This is a genomic window from Photobacterium ganghwense (assembly GCF_003025595.1).
Lineage (GTDB): Bacteria > Pseudomonadota > Gammaproteobacteria > Enterobacterales > Vibrionaceae > Photobacterium > Photobacterium ganghwense.
In genome coordinates, this window is sequence record NZ_PYMI01000010.1 from 1 (window position 1) to 11148 (window position 11148).

General features: G+C 52.4%; 11 protein-coding genes and 1 riboswitch. Of the genes, 3 read left to right on the top strand and 8 right to left on the bottom strand.

Going from position 1 to position 11148, the window contains the following annotated elements; translation table 11 throughout:
- Positions 1-475 precede the first annotated feature (475 nt).
- Positions 476-922, top strand: a complete 447-nt coding sequence (locus C9I92_RS22600) for an RNA recognition motif domain-containing protein (protein WP_047887114.1) — start codon at positions 476-478, stop codon at positions 920-922.
- On the opposite strand, the gene murI is transcribed toward C9I92_RS22600, so the two are convergent.
- From murI to C9I92_RS22615, 3 genes are all read right to left on the bottom strand, one after another.
- Positions 894-1679 carry a glutamate racemase gene (gene murI / locus C9I92_RS22605; protein WP_047887113.1) on the bottom strand — a complete coding sequence of 262 codons (786 nt, stop codon included), beginning with the start codon at positions 1677-1679 and terminating at the stop codon, positions 894-896. The genes C9I92_RS22600 and murI overlap by 29 nt on opposite strands.
- Before the next feature lie 84 nt (positions 1680-1763).
- Positions 1764-2429: a Dph6-related ATP pyrophosphatase gene (locus C9I92_RS22610; RefSeq protein WP_047887122.1), complete on the bottom strand. Its 666-nt coding sequence runs from the start codon at positions 2427-2429 to the stop codon at positions 1764-1766.
- Between the two features lie 37 nt (positions 2430-2466).
- Positions 2467-4305 (bottom strand): TonB-dependent receptor domain-containing protein, encoded by a 1839-nt coding sequence (locus C9I92_RS22615; RefSeq protein ID WP_047887112.1) that lies wholly within the window; start codon positions 4303-4305, stop codon positions 2467-2469.
- Positions 4306-4344: 39 nt separating this feature from the next.
- Positions 4345-4569, bottom strand: a riboswitch (cobalamin riboswitch).
- Positions 4570-4718: 149 nt separating this feature from the next.
- Here C9I92_RS22615 and trmA point away from each other — a divergent pair.
- Positions 4719-5825, top strand: coding sequence for a tRNA (uridine(54)-C5)-methyltransferase TrmA (gene trmA, locus C9I92_RS22620; protein WP_047887111.1), 1107 nt, complete (start codon positions 4719-4721; stop codon positions 5823-5825).
- Between the two features lie 106 nt (positions 5826-5931).
- On the opposite strand, the gene C9I92_RS22625 is transcribed toward trmA, so the two are convergent.
- Both C9I92_RS22625 and fabR read right to left on the bottom strand, forming a co-directional pair.
- Positions 5932-6315 (bottom strand): YijD family membrane protein, encoded by a 384-nt coding sequence (locus C9I92_RS22625; protein ID WP_047887110.1) that lies wholly within the window; start codon positions 6313-6315, stop codon positions 5932-5934.
- 23 nt (positions 6316-6338) lie between these two features.
- A complete protein-coding gene (gene fabR / locus C9I92_RS22630; RefSeq protein ID WP_047887109.1) occupies positions 6339-6971 on the bottom strand; it encodes an HTH-type transcriptional repressor FabR in 633 nt (210 codons plus the stop codon).
- Positions 6972-7289: 318 nt separating this feature from the next.
- Between fabR and sthA the strand changes: the two genes are divergently transcribed.
- Entirely contained in the window at positions 7290-8705 is a 1416-nt protein-coding gene (gene sthA, locus C9I92_RS22635; protein WP_047887108.1) for a Si-specific NAD(P)(+) transhydrogenase, read from the top strand.
- 153 nt (positions 8706-8858) lie between these two features.
- Here the strand turns inward: sthA and cysQ are convergent, their stop codons facing one another.
- From cysQ to C9I92_RS22650, 3 genes are all read right to left on the bottom strand, one after another.
- Complete coding sequence (gene cysQ, locus C9I92_RS22640) at positions 8859-9692, bottom strand: 3'(2'),5'-bisphosphate nucleotidase CysQ (RefSeq protein WP_047887107.1); 834 nt, start codon at positions 9690-9692, stop codon at positions 8859-8861.
- A gap of 8 nt (positions 9693-9700) precedes the next feature.
- Positions 9701-10252, bottom strand: a complete 552-nt coding sequence (gene nudE, locus C9I92_RS22645) for an ADP compounds hydrolase NudE (protein WP_047887106.1) — start codon at positions 10250-10252, stop codon at positions 9701-9703.
- A 136-nt stretch (positions 10253-10388) separates the two neighbouring features.
- Positions 10389-11147, bottom strand: a complete 759-nt coding sequence (locus C9I92_RS22650; RefSeq protein WP_047887105.1) for a type II secretion system protein N — start codon at positions 11145-11147, stop codon at positions 10389-10391.
- Position 11148: the final 1 nt, after the last annotated feature.

Here is an 11148-nt window from a genome sequence, read left to right on the forward strand (position 1 = left end):
AGGCCTGCCGCCAGCGTTCAATCTGAGCCATGATCAAACTCTTCAATTAAAGTTTTGGCTCGATGAATACTGAATTAAATTGACTGTGCCAAAATAACCGAAGTCATTTTGAATTGGTCACTCAGTTTATCGATAAATCTTTTTGACTATCAGTTCACGAGTGCCCACACAGATTGCATGGTCAAATTGTTAAAGAACTTTTCTTTCACGTCGCTGGCTTATTTCGCCGCGCTCCGTGTCAGTGAGGCGGCATTATAGAGACTTCGCGCACACTGACAAGTGTTTTTTTGAAAAAAAATATCGAGCGGTCATTATTTCAACTAATGTGAAATATACGCCTCTAAAATCAACATTAGAGGATCGTCACATTGACTTGCTAGTAATTCCAAGTCAATGAAAGTAATATCAATGTGACCTTGTTGTTAAAATAACCAATAACGCCTTCTTATAATTCTTATGACGATGTAGTTCTATTATGAAATTATCCAATCAAACTCTCATGCCGATTCTCGCAATCGCAGTTGTCGGGGGCATTATTTTTAGTTTCCTGCCTTTTTCCTCCGGTATTGCTTTTGCGTTAGGTTCTATCTGTACTGCTTTTATCCTTTCAGTCATTCCAACTTCAACCTCATCTCCTGACGATATCAACCAGGCCAGTAAAACGCTCTATGTCGGAAACCTGCCTTATCGAGCTAACGAAAGTGATGTGAAAGACTTGTTTGCTGAGTATGGGGAAGTGTTTGCCGTCCGCCTGATGAAAGACAAGCGAACGGGTAAACGTCGGGGATTTGGCTTTGTGGTAATGAATATCCGGGATGCCGATCAGGCCGTTGCGGCACTGAATAACAAAGAATACGGCCAGCGGACACTCAAAGTGCGTGAAGCGAACGAACCTAAGAACGAGGATAATCCAGACTTTTAATCGTCTGGAGCTGCATAGCCTGCAAACTCGTATTCAGTGCCGCCGGTAAAACGGCGGCACTGTTGTATGTAAGGTTAGGCTCTTTCCGCTCGCAAGGTATCTCACCTAATAGGGCTTTTACCCGATTGGCTATCGCCTTCCCGGAATCTACAATCTGGACCGGTTGTTCAAATGCCTGCTGGATTTCAGCTTTGATCAGCGGAAAGTGGGTACAGCCTAACACGATGCAGTCTACTCTCTGACGCCACGGGGATAGAATCTCCCGTAACTCCTCAAGGTCAACAGCCTCTCCTCGCAGTTTCTGTTCTGCCATTTCCACTAAACGGGTTGAGCCAATTCGCAACACTTCACAGTCGCGGGCAAACTGGCGGATCAGGCTGTCGGTATACGCGCGTTGAACAGTCGCGGGCGTGGCCAGTAAACCAATCACTTTCTGCTGACTTAGCAACGCCGCGGGTTTAATCGCAGGTACCACACCGACTACCGGGATAGTCAGCTGACCCCGTAAGGTGGGCAACACTATAGTACTGGCGGTATTACAAGCCACAACCACCAAATCGATCTGATGCCGTGCCACCAGCAGGTTCACTATATATGAGGTACGTTCAATCAACTCTGATTCCGGCAGTTCACCATATGGGAACGCTGCATCATCAAATGCGTAGATATATTGAACGTCCGGCAGCTGCGCATAGATCTCCTGATAAACAGAAAGGCCTCCGACGCCAGAATCAAAAATCAGTACCCGCTTCACGATTAACCTAGCTTTGTATTCTCTGAGAACGCTAATAATACTGCGAAACCCTGCCGGCGCACAAAAGCCTTCCTCATTTTACTGTCATCATGCATTCGGTAAATAACGCTGGTAATGGAACCGATGTTGACGCTCAATATGGCAGAGCGTCAGTTTGAGTACGCCTTGAAAGCACGGGGCTTCCGTTACCAGGGTATGAAACTCTCCGTTTTCACCGCAGGGATCAACGCCAGCTGGCAGACGATGAATCAGCTCCCGACTATACCACTGCCCACAGAACTCGCCAGGTAACTGGTGGGTATCCACGGTGGTCAGTAGTGTCCGGATTCCGCGTACCAGAATCTCATCGGCCAGCTTAGCGCTGTCTTCGCCCATCAACGGGAACACACACTGCCAACCGGCAGGCTCTATATAACTGCGCCGGTATTCGGCAATACCATTACAGAACATATCGCCAAACGCGACAGCTTCTATCTCCAGCCCACTGCTCCGCAGCCCATCGACCACACATGCCTGGTATACCTCATTCGGCGGAAAAATCTCAGGCAACGGAATCATCACCAGAGGTAACCCGGTCAATGCCGCCTGACGACGAACGACATCAATGGGCGTGGCCTGAAACGGGACTTCATCTTCCAGATAGGTGGTGTACAGACCGACCACGTCAAAAGCCGGGTCTTCAAGCAAACGAATCAGTGTCAATGTCGAGTCTTTGCCGGAAGACCAGCTGACCATAGTTTTGATAGGTTTCATAATGTAAAAAGCCACCCGAAGGTGGCTCCATGGCAGATTAAAACTGATAGGTTACAGTAGCAAAGTAACTGCGTTCCTGAACATTGTACGACTCTTTGGCCACATAATCGTGATCAAACAGATTGGCGACCCGGCCACGCAAAATCAGGTTATCACTGACGTTATAGCTGGCAGCCACATCCACTAGCGTATAAGCATCCAGCTTATTGGTATTGGCTGCGTCTTCATAGCTGGTGCCTTTGTAAATCGCACTGACATCAAACTGCCACTGTTCCAGCAGGTAAGAGACATTCCACTTCGCACTATGACGAGAACGGCGTACTAACTGATTCTTGGTTGCCTTGTCTTCTGCATCCAGATAGTCGTAGCTGACATCATGATATAAAGGCCCAGTCGCAAAGCCTGCCGTCAACTCTACCCCTTGCAGCGTCGCTTCATTGACATTCATCGGTTTCCAGATGCTCGGGTTAGTCGCATCAGGTGCCCAGGCAATCAGATCATCAATCTCAGAGCGATACGCAGCAACCCGCCAGTCGAGCAGAGAATAAGATCCTGCCAGAGCCAGCTCATAGTTGGTTGACTCTTCCGGTGTCAGGTTCGGGTTTCCTGAGTTTGGCCAGTACAGGTCATTAAAGGTCGGTGCCTTAAACGCCGTCCCGACATTGGCAGACAACTGAATGGCAGACACAACATCATAGGCTGCGGCAACCTGCCAGGTAGTGTGGTCACCGTAACTTTCGTTATCGTCATACCGCACACTGCCTTCCAGTTGCAGACTGCTCGGATCCCGCAGCACCGAGGTCAGATACACCGCAGTATTATCACGCTCGTCCTTGCTGTAATTGGTCGTCGTGTTGGACACTTTGTCACGGTACCACTCAACACCCCCGCCAAACTCCAGCGACTCATTGTGCTGGTAGTGGTTTTGCCAGTTCACGACATTGCGTTTGGTTTTGATGGTACTGCCGCTGCTCACCGCGCTGAAGTCACGGGCTTCATCCTGGTTCTGAGCAATGGTCAGCTCACTCTGCCACTGATCACGCTGATACGCTGCCTTAGCGGCCACGTTATACAGTTTGCTTTCATTCTGGGCATCCGGTGTGGAAATAAGGTTACCGGACGAATCGAAGAAACCACCGTCGTACTCGGTCTCACCTTCATGGTAATAACCTTGCAGGCTGACTTTCAGGTTGTCATTCAGGTGGGTACCAATCTCCGCCACGACGTTACGGCTCTCATAACCGTCTTTGTCCTGCTCATAAGGCGCTTTACGTGCCGAAAACCCGTTGGTTTCCTCACCTTTGACCGCCAGCTTACCCCAGCTTTGCTGACCCAGACTACCGGCAACAGAACCGCCCAGCTGATAGTAGTCATCACTACCCGCGCTAGCGGTAACTTCGGCCAGTGTTTCACCCGGCTGATAAGTGGTAATGATATTCAGCACCCCACCGACCGCATCAGAGCCATACAGCGCCGCACGTGCACCACGGATAAACTCGATCCGCTCAATGCCGGTCAGTGGAATCTGGCTGAAATCCGCCGAGCCCAGCGTGGCACTGCCAATACGGACACCGTTGATCATCACCAGCAAATGACGGGATGAAGTACCCCGCACATACACTTCCGTTGTCTGGCCATATCCTGCGGAAACAACCTGCACACCCGGCAGACGACGCAGCACTTCAGACAACGATTTCGCCTGGATGGCATCAATCTCTTCCTTGGTGACAATAGATACAGGAGCAATCACATTTTTGACAGGTTGCTCAAAACGGTTGGCAGTCACCACCATGACTTCATCGGCTTGCTGGGTGGCCATGACACCAGACGACAGACACACTTGTGCCAACGCCACTGCTAAAAGCGTTTTTTTCATTATTTGGATACCTTAAGTCGCGTTAATTACTGAGTAGCGGGGCTACTCGGTACACTGGTCGGTCTTCGGACTTAAGAGCATGGTTGGACAACCACCTAGGCAACAACTTCCCACTTCAATCGACAGCATTGCACCGTCTGCAGAAGCAGTGTTCGGAACTAACGTCCTTGTGCTTTCGTTCTCTATCACCGCTGCGCGTCAGTCACGGATTCTCACCGCATTCCCCTGCCTGTTATCAGGCAAACCAGCGCACTGCGAATGCTAGTTATCCCTTCCCTTAATGTCTAGTTCCGTTTGCTATTGATTATGAATAATCGCTCGTAACACCATTTTTATCCGGCTCAACACTGGACATCGGTCAACAATGCAATAAAATCTTGCGCTCTTATTTTGAGCAGTTTGAGGCAACCACTATGGCAACCACCGCAATCAATCCGGCTGAGTACCAGACTCAGCTTGATGAGAAAGCAGCGCGTATCCAGAATATCTTCGCAGATTTCGATACCCCGGAACTGGAGGTTTTTGCCTCACCTGCTGAGCACTACCGCATGCGTGCCGAGTTTCGGGTCTGGCATGAAGGCGAAGACCTGTACTACATCATGTTCAATCAGGAAACCCGCGAGAAATACCGCGTGGATCAGTTTCCGGCGGCCAGCCGCCTGATTAATGATCTGATGCCTCTGCTGGTTGACGCCCTGAAACCGGTCAAAGCCCTGCGCCACAAGCTGTTCCAGGTTGATTTTCTCTCTACCCTGAGCGGTGAGATTCTGGTTTCCCTGCTGTATCACCGTCAACTGGATGACGAATGGGTTCGTGAAGCCAAAGCACTGAAACAGCGCCTGAACGATGAAGGCTTCAAGCTGAATTTCATTGGCCGCGCACGCAAACAGAAAATCGTACTGGATCAGGAATTCGTGATCGAAAAACTGAACGTTCACGATCAGGTTCTGACGTACAAACAAGTTGAAAACAGCTTCACTCAGCCAAACGGCGAAGTTGCGCAGAAAATGCTGGAATGGGCCGTTGACTGCACCCAAGACAGCGATGGTGACCTGCTGGAGCTGTACTGCGGCAACGGCAACTTTTCGCTGGCACTGGCCAAGAACTTTGACCGCGTGCTGGCTACCGAACTGGCAAAGCCGTCCGTTGACTCTGCACAGTACAACATTGCGGTAAACCAGATTGAGAACGTGCAAATCATCCGTATGTCAGCGGAAGAGTTCACCGAAGCGATGGAAGGCCGCCGCGAGTTTCGCCGCCTGAAAGATCAGGGCATTGATCTGCAGAGCTACAACTGCAACACCATCTTCGTCGATCCGCCGCGTTCGGGCATGGATGAAGGCACATGCCGTATGGTTCAGGGCTATGAGCGTATCATGTACATTTCCTGCAACCCGGACACCCTGAAAGAGAACCTGGAGATCCTTGGCGAGACGCACCGCATTACGCGCTTTGCCCTGTTTGACCAGTTCCCTTACACCCATCACATGGAAGCCGGTGTACTGCTAGAGCGCAAATAACCGCCGAGCAAACCACCATTTGGGTAAAAGCATTAACCCCAAATAGCAAAAAGGCACCGAAAGGTGCCTTTTGAGTTTTTACAGAACCGTGTCTGAAAGAAGGGGCTTACGCTTCCGCTTCTGCCTGAACTTCTGCTTTTGTTTTCATGATACCCAGCTTGTAGGCTACCCAGAACAGCAGGCCCAGCGCGATCATCAGCGGCAAGAAGTTTGAGCCCATTTCCGGCGTCTGCGCACGCAAGAACGCAGAGTAACCGAACGCACCTACCAGGAAGCAGGCAAAAGCAATCGCCGGCGTACCTTCTGCCATTGGTTTGCTCAGGTACTCCTGATACAGGCAGTACACAGCCAGCGCAAACGCAATCACAGGGAAGACAGAGAAAGACACAGCGCTTGAAGTCAGTACAGCCAGGGTCGCATTACCACACAGACCAGCCAGCAACGACAGCACCAGTGTTTTGCGTTCAGCTTTAATTTGATCCTTGTTCATATCCTTTCACCAAGATAATAAAGTTAGAGTTTCTGCCTGAGCTCTCGACGCTCACGCTCTTTGCGATACCAATAGGCACCCTTCGCAATCATTCGCAATTGCATAATCAATCTTTCAGCATGCTCAGCGCGAGCATGGCTATCTAAGTCCAGTGCTTCTGCACCGGAACTGAACACCAGCGTGACCGATGCTTCCGCCTGGGTATAGGCTTCATCATGCGTCACCCCGGTTTTTGCTTCCAGGTACTCCGTCAGTTCAGCCACAAAATGCTGAATTTCCCGAGCAACGGCGGCCCGAAACGCCGGCGACGTTCCGGAGCGCTCGCGAAGCAGTAACCTGAATACGTTCGGGCTGCTCTCGATAAACTCCATGAAGGTTTCTACCGAGGTGCGGATTACACTGCCTTCTTTGGCAATACGCTGGCGAGCCTGACGCATCAATTGGCGCAGGATCAACCCCCCTTCGTCCACCATGGTTAAACCCAGTTCATCCATGTCTTTGAAATGACGATAAAACGATGTTGGGGCAATCCCGGCCTCTCTGGCCACTTCCCGCAGGCTAAGGTTCGAAAAACTGCGTTCAGCGCTTAACTGGTTAAATGCAGCGTCAATCAGTGAGCGGCGGGTTTTTTCTTTTTGCTGAGCCCTGATACCCATGGATTTGTTGCTTCTCTTATGATTGTCTTGCGTCAAGTTTGATGCCCACTATACGCGCTTTCCTACAGCCATCAAAACATAGTAATTCCTGACAGAACCTTTATCAAAGCACGATTTGCCAGTTTTTCTACTGGCTCACACTCTCCATCGCAAGCCCCGCAACAAACCCCGCCGTCAAAATCCGTCACTTTTCACGGCTTATTGACGTCACAACGTGATCATTCCCTATCTATCACTGCCCGCTGATTTTACCTGCTTTTATAAAAAGTTAAAATGACCACACAGCAATGTTGCAAGGATGATAAGAAAGGCTCAGCAATGATAAACAGCAAACAACCCCATACCCAACACTTTGACGCCATTATCATCGGAAGCGGTCCGGGCGGCGAAGGAGCCGCGATGGGGCTGACCAAAGCCGGTTTCAATGTCGCCATTATTGAACGGGAAGATCGCGTCGGCGGAGGCTGTACCCACTGGGGCACCATTCCTTCTAAAGCCCTGCGCCATGCCGTCAGCCGGATCATCGAGTTCAACCAAAATCCGCTGTACTGCAAGAATAACTCCAGTCTGCACAGTACATTCAGCCAGATTCTGGGGCATGCCGAAGATGTGATCAGCAAGCAGACCCGAATGCGCCAGGGGTTCTACGACCGTAATCAGTGCACCATCATTTTTGGCGAAGCCAGCTTCACCGGCAGCCACACCATCAGCGTGCGCAAACCGGACGGTACCCACGAGCAGTACAGCGCCGACAAATTTGTCATCGCCACCGGTTCACGTCCGTATCACCCGTCTGATGTGGATTTCAGCCACAGCCGGGTTTACGACAGCGACTCTATTCTTAAGCTCAAGCATGACCCGCGCCATATCATCATCTACGGAGCCGGGGTTATTGGTAGCGAATATGCCTCGATTTTCCGCGGCCTTGGGGTCAAGGTCGATCTGATCAACACCCGTGACCGGTTGCTGGAATTCCTCGACAATGAAATTTCTGACTCGCTGTCGTATCACTTCTGGAACAACGGGGTGATGATCCGCAACGGGGAAACTTACGAGAAGATTGAAGATACCGGTGACGGCGTGATTCTGCATCTGCAGTCAGGCAAAAAAATGCGGGCTGACTGCCTGCTCTATGCCAACGGCCGAACCGGTAACACCGATCGCCTCAACCTGAGCAAGGTAGGCCTGACCCCGGACTCCCGCGGCCAGCTGAGAGTGAACCAGAATTACCGCACCGATGCCGAGCACGTCTACGCGGTCGGTGATGTCATTGGCTACCCAAGCCTGGCCAGTGCCGCCTACGATCAGGGGCGCTTCGTGGCTCAGGCCATCGCCAACGGTGAGGCCGAAGGCAAGCTTATCGATCATATCCCGACCGGTATCTACACCATCCCGGAGATCAGCTCCGTTGGCAAAACCGAGCAGGAGCTGACCGCCGAGAAAGTGCCGTATGAGATTGGCCGTTCCCAGTTTAAACACCTGGCCCGGGCCCAGATCGCCGGCACCGACGTCGGCAGCCTGAAGATCCTGTTCCATCGCGAAACCAAAGAGATCCTCGGGATCCACTGCTTTGGTGAGCGTGCCGCCGAGATCATCCATATCGGTCAGGCGATCATGGAGCAGAAAGGCGAAGGCAATAACATTGAATATTTCGTCAATACCACCTTCAACTACCCGACCATGGCAGAAGCCTATCGGGTGGCGGCGCTTAATGGCCTGAACCGGCTGTTCTGAAAGCAGCATGGGTCCGCTGAAGTCAGCGAAGATCATCGTTAACCTCGCTGTCCTCAATGCTCTGCCCCCTGTCACTGTCCCATAAAAAAACGGAGCCAAAAGGCTCCGTTTTTTTATTCAATCGCTGTCTGTGGATGGGGTTTGCGCGCAGGCTTACTTCAGTTCCATCATCCGGTTGTCCGGCGTCAGAATGGATGCCCATGGCAAGCTCTCGTCACCCAGGGTAATAAAGTTCGGGTTTTCCAGCGTATCCCGCTCGTTATAGGAAAGCGGCGTCAGGTGAGTATTGAGGATACGTCCGCCAGCTTCCTCGACAATGCACTGGGTGGCTGCCGTATCCCACTCCCCGGTTGGCCCCAACCGCAAATAGCAGTCAACAGCACCCTCGGCCACCAAACAGGCTTTCAGCGCGGCTGACCCCAGTGGGACCAGATCGTAATTTAGCGCCGGATCCAGCCGGCTGGTAATGGCGCGAATGTTCTGGCGGCGGCTGATCGCCACCGCGATGGACTGTGTCGGCAACTCATGTTTGTGGGTTGAAATCCGCACGGTTTCCCCTTCCGGGGTGGTCTTCCAGGCGCCCTTGCCCTGATAAGCGTAATACACCACGCCGGATACCGGAGCATACACGACCCCCATCACCGGCCTGTGGTTATCAACCAGCGCGATGATCGTGGCGAAGTCACCGCTGCGGGCGATAAACTCCTGCGTCCCGTCCAGCGGGTCCACCAGCCAGTAACGCTGCCATTGGCTGCGCTCTGCCAGCGGAATGTCGGCGGCTTCCTCTGACAGCACCGGAATATCCGGAGTCAGTTCGCTCAGGCGGGACACCACCAGTTTATGCGCGGCTAAGTCCGCACTGGTCACCGGCGTATTGTCCTGTTTGATTTGCTTTTCAAACTGGCCACGCTGGTAAATATCAAGAATGACCTGCCCGGACGAACGGGCAATATCAATTACTTGAGGTAATAGGTTCGATAAGTCCATTGTCGCTCCTATTTCACGAGATGTTTCAACGCCAGGAACAGGGCGGTGATGCTCCGCGCTTCGGCAAAATCCAAATGGCTGATCAATTCTTCTGCCTGATTGACCGGCCAGCGTACCACTTCCAGTGGCTCAGGCTCGTCCCCTTCCAGTTGTTCCGGGTACAGTTCCTGCGCCAGAAACAGGGTCATTTTGCTGGAGAAATACGACGGGGCCAACACGACCTCTTTCATCGGCTGAAGCTGACGGGCACCAAAGCCAATCTCTTCTTTCAGCTCACGGTTTGCGGCCTCGGAAGGCAGTTCGCCATGATCCACCAAGCCTTTCGGAAAGCCGAGTTCGTATCGCTCCGTCCCGGCTGAATATTCGCGGATCAGCAACAGATCACCTTCCGCGGTCACCGGGACCACCAGCACGGCATGACGACCTGACGGTTTCATCCGCTCATAGGTTCGCTCAACGCCATTTGAAAAGCGCAGATCCAGCGACTCGATTTTAAACAGCCGCGACTGAGCGACTACTTCCGTAGCCAGAATTTCTGGTTTGTTTTTGTCTGCTGCCATGACCTGTCCTGTCTACTTGCTGCTGCCAACCGCCGCAGCCAGGGGAAAACCGTATTTAATGGCAACGGAGAGGGGAAATAAAGCATTTTATGAAGAAAACGTTAACCCAAACCCGACTGTGCGAGTCGGGTATTGGTTAAAAGCGTCCGCTGTAGGTGATTTTATACTGCCCTTTGGGATCCGGATTACCGAGCCATTTCAGCTGCTGGCCTAATTGCGGGGAAAACTCAGCGCCCGGCTTAAACCAGCCATTGAGGGTATAGCGGTTGCCCGGCTCCAGCGACAGGGCAAATTCACTCGACACCTCCGTGGAAGACTGGCGGATATCGGCCAGCACTTTCCCCTGATCACAGCGAAGATCAGCCAGTACCGGTCCCGGATTCACGCCGCCCATCGGCGAGCCCACATTGGCTGCGCTCCAGGCCAGTGCACCGTTCAGCTCCGCACAATACGGCGCGGCAAACTGGTAATCACGCACCGTCAGTTCCAGGTTACCCGCCACGGTCAGCGGCAGGGCCATTGGGACATTGCGCATCACTTCACGGGCCGGCAAAGACACCAGCAGGTTCTCAGCGAACGCTCCCTGACTACTGTAGCCCACCAACCCGCGGCCGGTCAGGTTCATGTCACTGCCCTGCCCGAATCGCACATCAAACTGCAAGCGGGCCGTCAGCAACGACAGCACATGCATGTCCCATTGCAGACGCCCAAAATTCTTTCCTTGCCAGCGAATCTGACTCGCGCGGCCCTGCCATAACGTACCGGAGATGCCGCCGACATCCAGCCCCTGTACGGCCGGTATCTGCTGCCAGACCCAGCTGGCCGGAATATGTGCCACAGCACTGCCCAGCAGTACCACCCCAAATGAAACGCCGGTTAAGACTTTAAACTTCACA